We start from the raw sequence: 13,795 nt of genomic DNA, 5'->3' as shown, positions 1-13,795 counted from the left end.
GGTCGGTGGCGCGCCACGGCGCCGGATCGTTCGCTGTCGCCGGATTCGAATCGGTGAGGTTCATCTCAATGCCGCCTGTGTGATTGCGCCAGGGCGTCGCCGTGGCGCGCTTCCAGCCAGAACTTGATGACCAGGGTGACCAGGGCCAGGCCGGCCAGCAGCGACGCCGCGGCGAACGCCGCGGTGCTGTCGAATTCGTTGTAGAGGATCTCGATGTGCAGCGGCAGGGTGTTGGTCAGGCCGCGAATATGGCCGGACACCACCGACACCGCGCCGAACTCGCCCATCGCGCGCGCGCCGCACAGCAGCACGCCGTACAGCAGGCCCCATTTGATGTTGGGCAGGGTCACGCGGCGGAACATGGTCCAGGCGCCGGCGCCCAGCGAGCGCGCGGCCAGTTCCTCGTCGGCGCCTTGCTGCTGCATCAACGGAATCAATTCGCGGACCACGAACGGGAAGGTGATGAACAACGTGGCCAGCACGATGCCTGGGCGCGCGAACAGGATCTTGATGTCGTAGTGCGCCAGCAACTCGGCGAACCAGCCGTGCGAGCCGAACAGCAGCACCAGGCACAGGCCGGCCACCACCGGCGAGACCGCGAACGGCAGATCGATCAGCGCCAGCAGCACGCGCTTGCCGGCGAACTCGAAGCGGGTGACCGCCCAGGCGGTGAGCACGCCGAACACCGCATTGAGCGGTATCACGATCGCGGCGGTGAACAGGGTCAGCTTCAGCGCCGCGACCGCGTCGGGTTCCTTGAGCGCGGCGAACCACACGCCGACGCCCTTGGCGAAGGCCGCGCCCAGCACCATCAGCAGCGGCATCACCACCAGCAGCGCCATCACCAGCACCGCCGACAGGATCAGCAGCCAGCGCAGCCATGCGGGCTCTTGCAGATCGTCGCGCTCGCGCGCGACGGATTCACCGGCCATGGCGGCGCTCCCGGCGTTCGTGCGCGAACAGCGACGGAATCGCGTTGATCGCCAGCAGACATACGAAGGACGCCGCCAGCAGCAGCGCGGCGATCGCGATCGCGCCGTTGTAGTCGTACTCCTCCAGACGGATCGTGATCAGCAGCGGCGCGATCTCGGTCTTGTAGGGCAGGTTGCCGGCGATGAAGATCACCGAGCCGTACTCGCCCAGGCCGCGCGCGAACGCGAGCGAGAAACCGGTCAGCAGCGCCGGCAGCAGTTCGGGCAGAATCACGCGTCGCAGCGTGGTCAGGCGCGAGGCGCCCAGCGAGGCCGCGGCTTCTTCCTGCTCGCGGCCCAGCGCTTCCAGCACCGGTTGCACCGTGCGCACCGCGAACGGCAGGCCGATGAACACCAGCGCGATCACGATGCCGGCCGGCGCGTAGGCGATCTTGAATCCGGCCGGTTCCAGCCAGCGTCCGACCCAGCCGTTGGAGGAGTAGATCGCGGTCAGCGCGATGCCGGCCACCGCGGTCGGCAGCGCGAACGGCAGATCGACCAGCGCGTCGAGCAGGCGCCGGCCCGGAAAGCGGTAGCGCACCAGCACCCAGGCGATCAGCGCGCCGGCGAACAAGGCCAGCACCGACGCGGCGAACGCGGCGCCGAAGCTGAGCTTGAGCGCGGCCTGCACGCGCGGGTCCTGCACGGCGCGCAGCCAGCCGTCCACGCCGAGGTTGGCGGCGCGTACGGTCAGCGCGGCCAGCGGCAGCAGCACCACCAGGCTCAGCCACGCCAGGCCCAGCCCCAGGCTGATGCCCAAACCCGGCAAGGGGCGGCGCCAGCGTGCGGCGGTGTGCGGGGGGAGGGTGAGGGCGGCGCTCATGGGTGGGCTGGTCGTCGTGCTCGTTGTTGTTCGATCGATGGGTGCAGTGGCGGTTGCCGTTGGGTCGCTTGTGCTCGTGTTGCTTGTGCTCGCGTTGCTTGTGCTCGTTTTGCTTCGGCTCGTTCTGTTCTGGCTCGTCTTGCTTTTGCTCGTCATTCCCGCGAAGGCGGGAATCCAGTGACTTCAGGCCGGAGGTCGGACAGGTGCGATGGTTCGAAGAATGGTTTCTGGCTTCGTTCGTACACGCCGTGGCTTCCTGACGTCCCGGTCACTGGATTCCCGCCTTCGCGGGAATGACGGTGGTGTAGATGTGGTGGAGGTTGGAGATTCCTCTGTTTCCGGGTAGCCGGAAGAAAATCACCTCACGCCTAACACCTCACTTCGGCTGATAAATCCGATCGAAGAAGCCGCCGTCGGCGAAATGCTCGGCCTGCGCCTTCTTCCAACCGCCGAACGCGCTGTCGATCGTCACCTGCTTGACCTGCGCGAACTGGCTCAGCTCCGCCGCCGGCACCTTGTCGGGTTCGGCCGGGCGGTAATGGTGCTTGGCGGCCAGGCGCTGGCCCTGCGGCGTGTACAGGAAGCGCAGGTAGGCTTCGGCCTGCTTGCGCGTACCGTGCTTGGCGACGTTCTTGTCGACCCAGGCCACCGGCGGTTCGGCTTTGATGCTCAGGCTGGGCACGACGATTTCGTACTTGCTGCGGTTGCCGGGCTCGTCCAGGGTCAGCAGCGCTTCGTTTTCCCAGGCCAGCAGTACGTCGCCGATGCCGCGCTCGACGAAGGTGGTGGTGGCGCCGCGCGCGCCGGTGTCCAGCACCGGCACGTTCTTGAACAGGCGGGTCAGGTAGTCGACGACCTTGCCGCCGTCGCGGTACTGCTGCGAGGCCCAGGCCCAGGCGGCCAGGTAGTTCCAGCGCGCGCCGCCGGAGGTCTTGGGATTGGGCGTGATCACCGCCACGCCCGGCTTGACCAGATCGCCCCAGTCGCGCACGCCCTTGGGATTGCCCTTGCGCACCAGGAACACGATGGTCGAGGTGTAGGGCGAGCTCTGGTGCGGCAGGCGCGACTGCCAGTTCGCCGGCAGCAGCTTGCCGTTGCTGGCGATGGCGTCGATGTCGGCGGCCAGCGCCAGGGTGACCACGTCGGCTTCCAGGCCGTCGATCACCGAGCGCGCCTGCTTGCCGGAACCGCCGTGCGAAGCGCGGATCTTCAAGGTTTCGCCGGTCTGTTGCTTCCACTGCGCGGCGAAGGCGGTGTTGACCTCGGCGTAGAACTCGCGCGTGGGATCGTAGGAGACGTTGAGCAGTTCGACGTCCTTGGCGGCGGCCGGGCCGGCCACCAACGAAAGCGCGACGACGATGGAGGAGAGCAGGAGTTTCATGGGGGAACCTCGTTGCGTCGTGAAGCGCGCGCCGTACGGTCGCGCGCCGATGCGGAGCATGCTCAGAAGGAGAATTGCGCCCGCGTGAAGAAAGCCTTTTCGTCTTCGCGGTCGGCGCCGGCCGGCGCGCCGCCCTCGAAGTCGGTCTGGGTGTAGTTGGCGACCAGCTTGAAATTGCCGGTGAGGTACCAGTTCAGGCCCAGGCCCCAGCTGCTGGCCTCGGACGCGACCGCGGAAGGATCGGCGAAGCGCGGGAACGCGGCGTCGTCGATCGTGAGGCGGCCGTAACGTGCGACCAATTCCAGCGCGCCCCAACCGGCGCCGCCGGGCGCGAACGGCTGGCTGGGTTTGACCACGCCCTTGTAGCTGGCGTCCTCGCCGGTGAGCACCCAGCCGGCGGTGACTTGCCAGGCCTGGTGGTCGAGCGTGTCGCGTGCGCCGCTGGCCGGCACCAGCAGTTGCTGGCGCGAGCGGATGTATTCGCCGAGCAGGCCCAGGCGGTTGCGGTAGTAATAGGCCTGCGGCGACCAGCGCGAGTGCTCGCCGTCGGCGAACACCGTGCTGCGGTAGTTGAAGAACTGCACCTGGCCCGGCGTGCGATAGCGCGGCAGGAAGTTGTTGCCGCTGCCGCGCTTGTCGCCCTGGCTGGCGCCGACGCCGAAGCCCAGACCGGACAGGGCGCCGCCGCTGTTCTTCCACGGTTCCACGAACACGCGGCCGATCAGATCGAACTCGTTGTCGGGATTGGTGGTGGCGCCGTCGCGGCCGTCGGGCGCGCCGTTGAAGGCGCCGACCGCGTAGCTGACCGCGCCGTCGGCGAACTCGCCCTGCAGTTGCACGCCCAGGTCGCGCACCGGCGCCAGTTCGCTGGCGAAGCCGCCTTCGACCATGGCGCCGGCGCTGCTGGACTGCAGGCGTTCCAGGCCCAGCGGCACCTTGTAGCGGCCCACGCGCACGGTCGCGCGCGGACTGAAACGCACGTCGACGTAGGCATCGTTGACGGTGGCGCTGTCGCCGGCCAACTGCGCGCCCAGGCGGAACGCGAACAGCGAGCCCCAGGTGCCTTCGATGGTGGGTTCGACGCGACGGAACAGGAAGGTGTCGTTCTGCGGCGTGCGCTGATCGTCGATGAAGAAACGGCCGTCGGCCTGGATCAGGCCGCGGAACTTGACCTCCAGATCGCCCGGCGGCGGCGACTTCACCGACAGACCCTTGGCGGCGCTGAGGGTGACGGTGGGCGTGGAGGCGATGCGCGCGGCTTCGGTTTCGGCCTGCAGTTCCAGCTTGCGCTCGATCACGCGCAGACGCTGGTCCAGGTCGGCCGGATCGACGGCGGCGGTGTCGGCGTTGCCGGACGGCGCGGTGCCCAGGCGTTGTTCGATCGCCTGCAGGCGGCGGGCCAGGTCTTCGACGCTGAGGTTGGCGTTCTGGGCCTGCGCGGGCAGGGTCAGCGCGCAACCCAGCGCGCCCAGCAGCCAGGCGGGGGACGCGGTCGCGGTAGCGGGTCGCCGATGTCGATGGGGCATGGCGGTGTCCTTAACGAAAGAAGGGGGAAGGATGTCGTGCGCGTGGGTGCGGTGGAAGGCCTCGGTCCGTCGAAGCCGGCTAAGGACTTCGACAGCGGCGGACGCGTGCGGGCGACGTCGCCCTCACAGCGGCCGGCTCCGCGGCTCTTCGACGCGCACGCGCTCGCTGCGCGTGATCTGCACGATCTGCGATCCGTGCACCACCACTTCCACCTGACCGTAACCGATCTCGCGCAGCGCGGTCAGCACCGCGAACTCGCTGTCGCTGAGGTTGACGATATTGACCGCGGGCTCGACCTCGACCGCGTGCGCCGCGTCCGTGCCGCGTCCGCGCGGCTTGCGCCGGGCCGCGTTCATGCCGCATCTCCGGCCAGCAACGCGGCGCCCGGGCCGCGCGCGAGCTCGCCCAGGCTGCAGCCGTCCAGCACCCGCGACAGGGCGTCGCGCGCCTCGCGCATCAGCGCACGCAGCTCGCACTGCGCCGGATCGGGGCAGTCGGCGCAGGCGCGGTAGGCGCTGACGCTGGCGCAGCGCACCGGCGCCAGCGGGCCGTCGATGGCGCGGATCAGGTCGCCGACGCGGATCTGCTCGGCTGGACGCGCCAGGGCGTGGCCGCCCTTCTGGCCGCGGCGGCTGTGGATGAAACCGGCTTCGCGCAGATCGACCAGGATCGATTCCAGGAATTTCTCGGGCGTGCGGCTGTGTTCGGCGATCGCCCGGGCTTGCAGCCGGCCGTCGTCGGCGCGCGCCAGCGCGCACATCGCGCGCAGTGCGTATTTCGCCTTCATCGTCAGCATTTCCTATTCGCCATGTAGGGAATAAGGCCGCAAAGCCCGCCACGACGGAAAAGGCGATGCGTCATCTGCATATGCTCAGGCGGCATGTGCCCGCTACGATGCGCGTATGCGATCCCTACGTACCCTGCCGCCCGTGGCCCGCGCCTGCCTGATCGCGCTCGCCGCGCTGGCGGCGCTGTGCTGGTTGGGCCCCGGGCTGAGCGCTTACGACCCGCATACGCCGGATTGGGAGGCCCTGTCGGCCGCGCCCGGGCAGGCCGGGCACTGGTTCGGCACCGACGCGATCGGCCGCGACGTGTACGCGCGCACCCTGGCCGGCGGGCGACTGTCGCTGACCATCGGCCTGTTGGCCAGCGTGGTCGCGCTGGCGATCGGCCTGGGCTACGGCGCCATCGCCGGCCTGGCCGGCGGCCGCGTCGAGCGCGCGCTGTTGCGCGTGCTGGACGTGTTCTCGGCGCTGCCGTTCCTGTTAGTGGTGATCTTGCTGCTGACGTTGTTCGAGCGTTCGCTGGGCCTGCTGCTGGCGGCGATCGGCGGCTACGTCTGGATCGATCTGGCGCGGGTGATGCGCGCGGAGGCGGCGCGCCTGCGCGAGGCGCCGTTCGTGCTCGCCGCGCAGGCCGCCGGCGCCGGATTCGGCCAGCGCCTGCGCTGGCACGTGCTGCCCAATCTGCTGCCGCTGGCGTTCGTGTACCTGGGGCTGATCCTGCCGCAGGCGATCCTGGTCGAGAGTTTCCTGGGCTTCCTCGGGCTGTCGGTGGACGAGCCTTCGGCCAGTTGGGGCACGCTGCTGTCGGAGGGCGTGCAGGAGCTCGACAGTGCGCCATGGACGCTGCTGTTCCCGGCCGGATTCCTGGTCGCGACCCTGGCCACGTTCCAGTTTCTCGGCGACGGCCTGCGCGATTGGCTGGACGTGCGCGGCGAACACGAGGCCGCGGCCGCATGAGCGCGACGCTAGCGGTGAAGGGGCTATGTGTCGATGCCGGCGCGCGCCGCCTGCTCGGGCCGCTGGACCTGCAACTGCACGCGGGCGAATGCCTGGGCGTGGTCGGCGAGAGCGGCAGCGGCAAAAGCCTGAGCGCGCTGTCGTTGCTGGGGCTGCTGCCGCCGGGCTTGCGCGCCACGGGCGGGCTGAGCGTGGACGGCGACACGATCGCGCCGGGCTCGCGCGCGCACGCGGCGCTGCGCGGCCGCGTGCTGGGCTGGGTGCCGCAGGATCCACTGGCGTCGCTGCATCCTTTGCGCAGCGTCGGCAGCCAGTTGCGGGAAACCTTGCGCGTGGTGCGCGGGCTGGAGCGCGGCGCGGCGCAGGACGAGGCGCAGGCGCTGCTGGCGCGCGTGCAGTTGCCGGAGCCGGCGGCGGCGCTGCGCCGTTATCCGCATCAGTTCTCGGGCGGGCAGCGCCAACGCGTGGCGATCGCGCTGGCCTTGGCGACGCGGCCGCGCGTGCTGATCGCCGACGAGCCGACCTCGGCGCTGGACGCGCGCATCGCGCGCGACATCCTCGACCTGCTCGACGCGCTGCGGCGCGAGGACGGTCTGGCCCTGTTGCTGATCAGCCACGACCTGCCCCTGGTCGGCGCCTACGCGCAGCGCCTGGTGGTGCTGCAGCGCGGCCAGGCGGTGGAACGCGGCGGCACCGCGGCGGTGTTCGCCTCGCCGCAGCATGCGTACACGCGCGAGTTGCTGGCCGCCGACGCGATCGCGCCCACGGCGACCGATGCGTCGGCGAGCGACGCGCCGGTGCTGTTGCGCGGCGAAGGCCTGCGCATGCGCTACCCGCACGCGCCGCGCGCGGCCCTGGACGGCGTCTCGATCGAGCTGCGGCGCGGCGAGGGCCTGGCCCTGGTCGGCGAAAGCGGCAGCGGCAAAAGTACGCTGGGCCGCGCCTTGTTGCGGCTGCTGCGCGGCGCGCAAGGGCGGGTGCTGCTGGACGGCGTCGATCTGAGCGCGGCGACGCCGCGCGCGCTGCGCGATCTGCGCGCGCGCACCGGAGTGGTGTTCCAGGATCCCTACGCCTCGCTGGATCCGCGCATGCGCGTGGCCGAGATCGTGGCCGAGCCGCTGCGCATCCATGCGCGCGGCGACGCGGCCGCGCGGCGCGCGCGCGCCGGCGAATTGCTGCAGGCGGTGGGCCTGGAGGCGGCCATGCTGGACCGTTACCCGCACCAGTTTTCCGGCGGTCAGCGCCAGCGCATCGCGATCGCGCGCGCGCTGGCCACCGATCCGGAGCTGCTGGTCTGCGACGAAGCGGTGTCGGCGCTGGACGCGCACCATCGCGGCGCGATCCTGGCCTTGCTGGCGCGGCTCAAGCGCGAGCGCGGGCTGGCCTTGCTGTTCGTCACCCACGACCTGGCCGCGGCCGCCGCGGTGGCCGAACGCATCGCGGTGTTGGAGGCGGGGCGCATCGTCGAGACCGGACCGACCGGGCAGGTGCTGCGCGCGCCGGTCCATGCGCATACGCGCGCGTTGCTGGCGGCGCGGCCGAGTAGCGCGGTGGGTTGACCGCGCAAGGGGTGCGGGTGCGTCCGAGCCGCGATTTCCTACGTGCCTACGGGCAGCCCTTTCGGTAGGGCGCATCGCGGCTCACGCCGTTCCTACCCCAAAGCGGGCTTTCGCTCGGGCGCTCAGAGCGGTGCGGTCGTTGTCTGCGTTGCGGAAGGGCAGCGCATCGGTGTGCGGAGGAATCGCGGCTTACGCCGCTGCCACCGCGGATGCGCCGCACGGCCTCGGCGGCCTGGCCTCAGAACAGACCGCCCGTCATCGACAGGCGCACGATCGCGACCACGATCACCAGGGTGTTGAGCACCAGGCCGGTCTTGGCGCGGCCGCGGTGTTGCTCGCGGGTGAACAGGATGCCGATCGCGGCGATCACGGCGCCGACGGCGGCGAAGGGGATCAGCAGCCAGTTGCTGAGTCCGATCACCGGGATCAGGGCGATCACCATCCAGATCATCGCGAAGATGCCCCAAAGCAGGCTGATCAATCCCATCGTGCGGTCTCCCATGCGGGCGCGGATGCGCTCAAGGCCATGATGCTGCCGGCCGGCGCGGTTTCAAGGGCCGGCGGTCGCCGGGTCGGGGTGTCTTTCGGCACCCCTTGGGGCTGAGGCGGCGGCGTGCAGGCGGTTGAGCGCCGGCATGCGGCGTCTCGGCCATCGTTCCGGCGAACGCCGGAATGACAGGAGTTTGATTCCCGACGCAAGGGATAAGCGCGAAGGTCAACATGGGTTCCGGCGTTCGCCGGAATGACGGGAGGTTGATTCCCGAAGCCCGAATTTAGACCCTCGAATCCCAGCTAGAGATCGTGCACGCCGTCGATTTCGACGCGCAGTTCGCGGCGGCAGACCGCGGCCTGCACCACGATGCGGTCGATGCCGGGCAGGCGTGCGTCCAGCGCGGCCATCACCGCCGGCACTTCCTCGCTGTCGCGCACGTACACCTTCAAGCGTGCGCCGGGGCCGAAGCGCGCCGGCAGCGACGGGCGTTGCGCGCGCGCCGCGGCGATCAGGCTGTCGAAGTTGGCCAGGGTTTCGTCGAGCTGGGTGTCGACCGAATCGATGTGGCGCGACTCGTGGCCGACGATGGCGGCGGTGCCCGACAGCAGCAGCGGCATCGCGCTGCCGGCCGGCGGCAGCATCGCGCGCGCGAAGCTCGGCGGCTGCGGGCCGTACTGACGCGGATACCGGTAGGCGCTGACCTGGCGCGGGTTTTCCAGCGGCGTGCCGGGCGTGCGCGAGGCCAGCCAATACACCTGCAGGCGCTGCGTCGCGCCGGCCTGGCTGACCTTGCCGATCGCGGTCGCGGCGGGCAATTGCGCCGGGTCGAAGTCGCCCAGGCCGGCCGCGCGGCCGACGCAGAACACGCGGTAGCGTTCGGCATCGCCCTGGCCGACGGTGATGCCGTCGAGGTAGTTCCAGATCCGCAGCAGGTGCGGGTAGCCGCGCTCGCGGGTGAACTGCGTCATGCGCGCGTAGATGGTCTCCGCCGCCGCGCCGATGCCGTCGTTGACGTTGACGCCCGGCGGTTCGTCGATCTCCATCGCGCCGAACTGCAGCGCGCCGTCCTCGGCCCAGACCAGGTCGCCGTCGCGGCCGCAGGCCACCGGCGCCGAGCCGCGCCAGACTTCCAGGCGCGGCTCGCCGAAGGGTTCCAGCGCCACGCGCAGGTAGCGCGGATCGTCGTGATGCGGCGCATCGGCGCCGAAGCCGAACACCGCCAGCACGTCGTCGCCGGCCAGGATGCTGGCCGGGTCGGCGCCGCTGTAATCGACGCTGTAGCGCGGGCTGGACGCCAGCACGGTAGCGGCCGCGCTCACGGGTTGCCCTGCTGCAGCGTGTCGCCGCGGAAATCGACCCCGACCTGCCGCTTGCGCCGCAGCCAGCCGCGCAGCGCCTCCGGCGCCATGCGCAGCGCGGTCATCGCGTAGATGAAGCGGAACATGCGCAGGCGGCGCAGCACCGCCGGGTTGTCGAACACGTCGCCGGCCAGCATCGAGATCACCGCCTGCTCGACCTGCCAGTAGTTGCGCGGCGCGCTGAACAAGGTGCGCATCACCGGCGTGGTGAAGCGGTAGATGAACCACTGGAAGTGCTTGAGGCCGCGCTTGAGGCGCTTGACCATCGCCGCCTGCAGCGCCGCCTCGCGCGAAGGATCGCGCAGCGCGCCGTCGACCACCTCGGCCGCCTGCTCGCCGCTGTTCATGCCCAGGTACACGCCGGAGGAGAACACCGGATCGACGAAGGCGTAGGCGTCGCCGACCATCACCCAGCCCGGGCCGGTCATCTGCGTGCAGGTGTAGGAATAGTTGCCGGTGACATGGACCGCGCCGACGCGTTGCGCGCCTTGCATGCGCGCCCACACCTGCGGCTCGGACTCCAGGGTCTTCATCAGGAACGCTTCGGTCTCGCCGCGGCGCTGCTTGAGGTATTCGGGGAAGCACACCGCGCCGACGCTCATCACGTCCTTCTGCAGCGGGATCAGCCACATCCAGCCGTGCGCGAAACGCTGCACGGTGATGTTGCCGGCGTCCTCGCCGTCGCGGCGTTCGACGCCGGTGAAGTGGCTGAAGATCGCCGCCGACTGGTGCAGCGGGTTCTTGCGCTTGAGCTTGAGCTGGCTGCCGAAGAACGCATCGCGGCCGCTGCCGTCGACCACGTAGCGCGGGCGCACGGTCAGCGCGGCGCCGTCGGCGTCGCGCGCATGGACCACGCTGGGGCGGCCGTCGGCGCCGAATTCGACCTTCTCCACCTTGACCCGCTCGCGCGCGTCCACGCCGTTGGCCTGGGCATTGCGGAACAGCAGCTGGTCGAATTCCTCGCGCTTGACCTGGTAGGCGTAGCCGAACTTCGGGTTCAGCGCGCGCTCGAAGCGGAAGGTGTTGTAGTTGCGTTCGTCGATCGGAAACTCGGCGCCCGGCTTGTGGGTGCCGATCGCCTTGACCTGGTCCAGCACGCCCAGACGCTCGAGGATGGGCAGGTTCATCGGCAGCAGCGACTCGCCGATGTGGAAGCGCGGGTGCGCGTCCTTTTCCAGCAGCAGCACCTTCCAGCCCTTGCGCGCCAGCAGGGTCGCGGCGGTGGTGCCGGCGGGGCCGCCGCCGATGACCAGCACGTCGGGGCTGAGGTCGGAGCCGGCGGCAGGGCCGTTCAGGTTTGCGTCCGGGTGGGCGTCGGCGGGGCCGGACGCGGGAATCGTTGAGCTCATCGGCGAATGATAGCTCGCCGTCCGTGATCGCTGTCCGGATCCGGGCGCCCAAACCGTCCCAGCGCTGGGACGGTTGCGCGCGGCCGCCCGATGCCGGATCGTGGCGCACCTTGCCGCCCGCCGTTGGATCGTCCCGATGTCCGAACTGAGCCCCGCCGAACACGAGCTCGCCCAGCTCCTGGTCGAAACCCTGAACCTGGAAGACGTCGACCCGGCCGCGATCGCGCCCGAGGCGGCCCTGTTCGGGGAAGGCCTGGGCCTGGACTCGATCGACGCCCTGGAACTGGCCCTGGTGGTGTCCAAGCGCTACGGCTTCCAGCTGCGCTCGGACAGCGACGAGAACCGCCGCATCTTCGCCTCGCTGCGCGCGCTGTCGGCGCATATCGAACGGAACCGCACCAGCTGAGCGCGCCCGCGCCCGGCCGGTCGCGCGGCCGCTGCCCGCGCACGCCCTGCCCAGAGCTGCCCCGTCCATGGACGCCGCGCGCATGACCGGCGCCGTGCTGCGCCTGCTGCTGGCGATCGCCTACCCCTTGCTCGCGCACTGGGCCAGCCACGACGGCGGCGGCTGGCCGGCGGCGATCGCCCTGATCGACCTGGCCCTGCTGGTGCAGATCGAGGCCCTGCTGCACCTGCGCCTGAGCGCCTGGCTGGTGTTCGCCGCGATCGTGGCCGGCTTGGCCGCGATCGTCCACACCCCCTATCCGCAGCTGTTGCTGCTGACCCCGCCGGTGCTGTTCACCGGCGCCCTGGCCTGGTGGTTCGCGCGCAGCCTGCGCGCGCCGCGCGAGGGCCTGATCACCCGCATCGTCGCGGCCCTGGACGCCTGCGAACCCAGCCGGCTGCCGGCCGACGTCTACCAGTACTCGCGCCGCCTGACCGCGATCTGGGCCTGGCTGCTGGGCGGCCTGGCGCTGGCCAATGCGGTGCTGGCGATGATCGCCGTGCCCGGCGGCGTGCTGGCGCGGCTGGGCCAGATCCCGCCGGTGTCGATCAGCCAGGAGCAGTGGTCGTGGTTCGCCAACCTGCTCAACTACGGCATCGTCGGCGGCTTCTTCGTCGGCGAGTACCTGTACCGCAAGCGCGTGTTCACCGATCGCCCCTACCGCAACTTCTGGGACTTCCTGCGCCGCATGGGCGCGCTGGGCCCGGCGTTCTGGCGCAGCCTGTTCGATTGAAGCCAGGATCGGCATAGCGACGCGGTTATCCTGTGGCTCCGCCGCCGCGACCGTCGCTCAGCCCGTCCGCATGGAATTCCGCATCGCCGCCGATCATCCCAGCTTGCCCGGGCATTTCCCCGGCCGGCCGGTGGTGCCGGGCGTGGTCGTGCTGGACCGCGTGCTGGACGCGATCGAGGCCGCGCACGGGCCGCTGGCGGGACTGCGCTTGCCGCAGGTGAAGTTCGCCCAGCCCCTGCTGCCGGAGCAGACCGCGCGCATCGAACTCGACGCGCTGGACGGCGCCGCGCCGCGCTGGCGGTTCCGCGTGCTGCATGGCGACGCCCTGTTGGCCAGCGGCGAAGTCGTCGCGGACGCGCCGGCATGAGCGGCGAACACTGGAAGCAGCGCCCGGAGGGCGGCAGCCCGTTCGCGCTGCGGCTGCTGCGGCTGATCGCGCGCTGCGGCGGGCGCGGCCTGGCGCGGCTGTGCCTGTATCCGATCACCGCCTACTTCGTGCTGGTGCGCGGCCCGGAACGGCGTGCCTCGCGCGCCTACCTGACGCGCGCGCTGGGCCGCCGGCCGGGGCTGTTGGAGATCGCGCGCCACATCCACACCTTCGCCGCGACCATCCTGGACCGCTTGTTCATGCTCGGCGGGCAGATGCATTACTTCGACGTGCGCGTGAGCGGGCTGGACGCGCTGCGCGCGCAGCACGGGCGCGGCGGCGCGCTGATCTTCGGTTCCCACCTGGGCAGCTTCGAGGCCCTGCGCGTGCTCGCGCGCAGCGCGCCGGAGGTGCAGGTGCGGGTGGTGTTCGACCGTTCGCACAACCCGGCGATGACCCAACTGCTGGACTCGCTGGACCCGCGCATCGCCGCCGGCGTGATCGATGCCGGCCAGGACGGTCCGTCGATCGTGCTGGCGGTGAAGCAGGCCCTGGACGAGGGCGCGCTGGTGGCCCTGCTGGTCGATCGCGCGCGGCCGGGCGAGCCCTGGCTGCGCACGCCGTTCCTGGGCGCGCCGGCGCCGTTCCCGCTGGCGCCGTGGCTGGTCGCGGCGACGTTGAAAGCGCCGGTGATGCTGGCCTTCGGTCTGTACCGCGGCGGCGCCCGCTACGATCTGGTGTTCGAGCCGTTCAGCGACGGATCGGCGATCGCGCGCCAGGATCGGGCGCGGGTGCTGGCGACGCAGATCGAAGCCTACGCCGCGCGCCTGCAGCACCACGCCTGCGACGCGCCCTACAACTGGTTCAACTTCTACGACTTCTGGCATGCCGATGACGCGGTCCAAGACAGCACAGCTTCCGACAGCCACGCGCAGGGCGGCGGCGCCGGCCTCGCCCACGACGATCCGGCCGCGCCGCTGGGCCTGGGCGCTGGCGCTGGCCTGCGCCGCCGGCTCGCTGAGCGCCGCTCCGCCTGAGCCGGCCGCG

General features: G+C 70.8%; 16 protein-coding genes. 7 read left to right on the top strand and 9 right to left on the bottom strand.

Annotation, left to right across the window (positions count from 1 at the left end; all coding sequences use genetic code 11):
* Nucleotides 1-65: 65 nt before the first annotated feature.
* Nucleotides 66-932, bottom strand: a complete 867-nt coding sequence (cysW, locus tag LVB77_RS00355; RefSeq protein WP_232908250.1) for a sulfate ABC transporter permease subunit CysW — start codon at nucleotides 930-932, stop codon at nucleotides 66-68.
* A complete protein-coding gene (gene cysT / locus LVB77_RS00350; RefSeq protein WP_232908249.1) occupies nucleotides 922-1,794 on the bottom strand; it encodes a sulfate ABC transporter permease subunit CysT in 873 nt (290 codons plus the stop codon). The genes cysW and cysT overlap by 11 nt, the downstream gene beginning before the upstream one ends.
* Between cysT and LVB77_RS00345 the strand changes: the two genes are divergently transcribed.
* Nucleotides 1,793-1,975 (top strand): hypothetical protein, encoded by a 183-nt coding sequence (locus tag LVB77_RS00345; RefSeq protein WP_232908248.1) that lies wholly within the window; start codon nucleotides 1,793-1,795, stop codon nucleotides 1,973-1,975. The genes cysT and LVB77_RS00345 overlap by 2 nt on opposite strands.
* Before the next feature lie 195 nt (nucleotides 1,976-2,170).
* Here the strand turns inward: LVB77_RS00345 and LVB77_RS00340 are convergent, their stop codons facing one another.
* The 4 genes from LVB77_RS00340 to LVB77_RS00325 form a co-directional block, all read right to left on the bottom strand.
* A complete protein-coding gene (locus tag LVB77_RS00340; RefSeq protein WP_232908247.1) occupies nucleotides 2,171-3,175 on the bottom strand; it encodes a sulfate ABC transporter substrate-binding protein in 1,005 nt (334 codons plus the stop codon).
* Between the two features lie 62 nt (nucleotides 3,176-3,237).
* Nucleotides 3,238-4,701 carry a porin gene (locus LVB77_RS00335; RefSeq protein WP_232908246.1) on the bottom strand — a complete coding sequence of 488 codons (1,464 nt, stop codon included), beginning with the start codon at nucleotides 4,699-4,701 and terminating at the stop codon, nucleotides 3,238-3,240.
* A 123-nt stretch (nucleotides 4,702-4,824) separates the two neighbouring features.
* Entirely contained in the window at nucleotides 4,825-5,058 is a 234-nt protein-coding gene (locus tag LVB77_RS00330; protein WP_232908245.1) for a DUF2292 domain-containing protein, read from the bottom strand.
* On the bottom strand, nucleotides 5,055-5,489 hold the full coding sequence (locus tag LVB77_RS00325; protein ID WP_232908244.1) for an Rrf2 family transcriptional regulator: 435 nt from the start codon (nucleotides 5,487-5,489) through the stop codon (nucleotides 5,055-5,057). The genes LVB77_RS00330 and LVB77_RS00325 overlap by 4 nt, the downstream gene beginning before the upstream one ends.
* A gap of 115 nt (nucleotides 5,490-5,604) precedes the next feature.
* Between LVB77_RS00325 and LVB77_RS00320 the strand changes: the two genes are divergently transcribed.
* A complete protein-coding gene (locus LVB77_RS00320) occupies nucleotides 5,605-6,444 on the top strand; it encodes an ABC transporter permease (protein WP_232908243.1) in 840 nt (279 codons plus the stop codon).
* Nucleotides 6,441-8,003 (top strand): ABC transporter ATP-binding protein, encoded by a 1,563-nt coding sequence (locus tag LVB77_RS00315; RefSeq protein WP_232908242.1) that lies wholly within the window; start codon nucleotides 6,441-6,443, stop codon nucleotides 8,001-8,003. Before LVB77_RS00320 ends, LVB77_RS00315 begins: the two co-directional genes overlap by 4 nt.
* A gap of 238 nt (nucleotides 8,004-8,241) precedes the next feature.
* Here LVB77_RS00315 and LVB77_RS00310 read toward each other — a convergent pair whose 3' ends face one another.
* The 3 genes from LVB77_RS00310 to LVB77_RS00300 form a co-directional block, all read right to left on the bottom strand.
* Nucleotides 8,242-8,490 (bottom strand): hypothetical protein, encoded by a 249-nt coding sequence (locus LVB77_RS00310; RefSeq protein WP_232908241.1) that lies wholly within the window; start codon nucleotides 8,488-8,490, stop codon nucleotides 8,242-8,244.
* Between the two features lie 305 nt (nucleotides 8,491-8,795).
* Nucleotides 8,796-9,797: a pteridine-dependent deoxygenase gene (locus LVB77_RS00305; RefSeq protein ID WP_232910400.1), complete on the bottom strand. Its 1,002-nt coding sequence runs from the start codon at nucleotides 9,795-9,797 to the stop codon at nucleotides 8,796-8,798.
* A gap of 14 nt (nucleotides 9,798-9,811) precedes the next feature.
* A complete protein-coding gene (locus LVB77_RS00300) occupies nucleotides 9,812-11,203 on the bottom strand; it encodes an NAD(P)/FAD-dependent oxidoreductase (RefSeq protein ID WP_232908240.1) in 1,392 nt (463 codons plus the stop codon).
* 136 nt (nucleotides 11,204-11,339) lie between these two features.
* On the opposite strand from LVB77_RS00300, the gene LVB77_RS00295 reads away from it, so the two are divergent.
* The 4 genes from LVB77_RS00295 (at nucleotide 11,340) to LVB77_RS00280 (ending at nucleotide 13,785) form a co-directional block, all read left to right on the top strand.
* Nucleotides 11,340-11,609: a phosphopantetheine-binding protein gene (locus tag LVB77_RS00295; RefSeq protein ID WP_232908239.1), complete on the top strand. Its 270-nt coding sequence runs from the start codon at nucleotides 11,340-11,342 to the stop codon at nucleotides 11,607-11,609.
* 82 nt (nucleotides 11,610-11,691) lie between these two features.
* Nucleotides 11,692-12,381 (top strand): ketosynthase, encoded by a 690-nt coding sequence (locus LVB77_RS00290; protein ID WP_343226240.1) that lies wholly within the window; start codon nucleotides 11,692-11,694, stop codon nucleotides 12,379-12,381.
* Between the two features lie 70 nt (nucleotides 12,382-12,451).
* Entirely contained in the window at nucleotides 12,452-12,748 is a 297-nt protein-coding gene (locus tag LVB77_RS00285; protein ID WP_232908237.1) for a hypothetical protein, read from the top strand.
* Entirely contained in the window at nucleotides 12,745-13,785 is a 1,041-nt protein-coding gene (locus LVB77_RS00280; RefSeq protein ID WP_232908236.1) for an acyltransferase, read from the top strand. The genes LVB77_RS00285 and LVB77_RS00280 overlap by 4 nt, the downstream gene beginning before the upstream one ends.
* The last annotated feature ends 10 nt before the right edge of the window (nucleotides 13,786-13,795 follow it).

It is taken from the genome of Lysobacter sp. 5GHs7-4 (assembly GCF_021284765.1).
In the GTDB taxonomy this organism is placed as follows: Bacteria; Pseudomonadota; Gammaproteobacteria; order Xanthomonadales; family Xanthomonadaceae; genus Lysobacter.
The sequence above is the reverse complement of the archived record's forward strand: the minus strand, read 5'-3'. Positions and strand labels throughout refer to the sequence as shown.

Bases quoted from the DNA above. Each gene is read 5' to 3' on its own strand.
- LVB77_RS00345 (WP_232908248.1), top strand. From the start codon at position 1,793: ATGGGTGGGCTGGTCGTCGTGCTCGTTGTTGTTCGATCGATGGGTGCA.
- LVB77_RS00290 (WP_343226240.1), top strand. From the start codon at position 11,692: ATGACCGGCGCCGTGCTGCGCCTGCTGCTGGCGATCGCCTACCCCTTG.
- LVB77_RS00330 (WP_232908245.1), bottom strand. From the start codon at position 5,058: ATGAACGCGGCCCGGCGCAAGCCGCGCGGACGCGGCACGGACGCGGCG.
- LVB77_RS00310 (WP_232908241.1), bottom strand. From the start codon at position 8,490: ATGGGATTGATCAGCCTGCTTTGGGGCATCTTCGCGATGATCTGGATG.
- cysW (WP_232908250.1), bottom strand. From the start codon at position 932: ATGGCCGGTGAATCCGTCGCGCGCGAGCGCGACGATCTGCAAGAGCCC.
- LVB77_RS00285 (WP_232908237.1), top strand. From the start codon at position 12,452: ATGGAATTCCGCATCGCCGCCGATCATCCCAGCTTGCCCGGGCATTTC.
- cysT (WP_232908249.1), bottom strand. From the start codon at position 1,794: ATGAGCGCCGCCCTCACCCTCCCCCCGCACACCGCCGCACGCTGGCGC.
- LVB77_RS00280 (WP_232908236.1), top strand. From the start codon at position 12,745: ATGAGCGGCGAACACTGGAAGCAGCGCCCGGAGGGCGGCAGCCCGTTC.
- LVB77_RS00295 (WP_232908239.1), top strand. From the start codon at position 11,340: ATGTCCGAACTGAGCCCCGCCGAACACGAGCTCGCCCAGCTCCTGGTC.
- LVB77_RS00300 (WP_232908240.1), bottom strand. From the start codon at position 11,203: ATGAGCTCAACGATTCCCGCGTCCGGCCCCGCCGACGCCCACCCGGAC.
- LVB77_RS00315 (WP_232908242.1), top strand. From the start codon at position 6,441: ATGAGCGCGACGCTAGCGGTGAAGGGGCTATGTGTCGATGCCGGCGCG.
- LVB77_RS00340 (WP_232908247.1), bottom strand. From the start codon at position 3,175: ATGAAACTCCTGCTCTCCTCCATCGTCGTCGCGCTTTCGTTGGTGGCC.
- LVB77_RS00325 (WP_232908244.1), bottom strand. From the start codon at position 5,489: ATGAAGGCGAAATACGCACTGCGCGCGATGTGCGCGCTGGCGCGCGCC.
- LVB77_RS00320 (WP_232908243.1), top strand. From the start codon at position 5,605: ATGCGATCCCTACGTACCCTGCCGCCCGTGGCCCGCGCCTGCCTGATC.
- LVB77_RS00335 (WP_232908246.1), bottom strand. From the start codon at position 4,701: ATGCCCCATCGACATCGGCGACCCGCTACCGCGACCGCGTCCCCCGCC.